The organism is Vibrio sp. 970 (assembly GCF_033339075.1).
The window spans coordinates 1-653 of sequence record NZ_JAWOTW010000396.1; the positions used below are offsets into that span (position 1 = coordinate 1).

The 653-nt window shown below is 47.2% G+C and carries 1 protein-coding gene; it reads left to right on the forward strand.

Annotated features, from left to right (window positions below; all coding sequences use genetic code 11):
- Positions 1–653: 23S rRNA (adenine(1618)-N(6))-methyltransferase RlmF (rlmF, locus tag R7Q11_RS26915; RefSeq protein ID WP_225467080.1), on the forward strand; the 653-nt coding region annotated here is incomplete at both ends.

Consider the following 653-nt stretch of genomic DNA (forward strand, 5'->3'; position numbering starts at 1 on the left):
CGAAACTATCGGCAGAAAAGAGCGATGTCGATTTTATCAAGATTGCTAAAAGTGGCTTGCATGAAAGTAATGCGCATCGTGGTCGCTATGATTTCAAAAAGCTAATCGCCAGTGAGCCATCGCTGGCATCGTTTGTTATCAAGAATCCTAAAGGCGAGGATTCAATCAACTTCTCTGACCCGAAAGCAGTGAAAATGCTGAACAAAGCACTTCTCGCGGCGTATTACAACATTGATTTTTGGGATATTCCTGAGCACTATTTATGCCCACCAATTCCTGGTCGAGCGGACTACATTCACCGAGTGGCAGAACTGCTTGATGGTGAAGTCAAAGGGAAATGCCGTCATCAGAACGTACGCGCGCGGGATGTGGGGGTTGGCGCAAACTGTATTTATCCGATCGTCGGTGTTACTCAATATGGCTGGCACTATACGGGCAGCGATGTTGATCCGAAATCCATAGACTCCGCAGCCAATATCGTTGAACGCAACGTCGCGTTAAACGGAAAAATTGAACTCGTACAACAAATGAGTGAGTCACACATCTATCGCGGTGTAATTCAGCCAAATGATCGCTTTGATGTGACGACCTGTAACCCGCCGTTTCATCGTTCAGCAGAAGATGCTGCGATGGGCAGTCAGCGTAAACTCGAC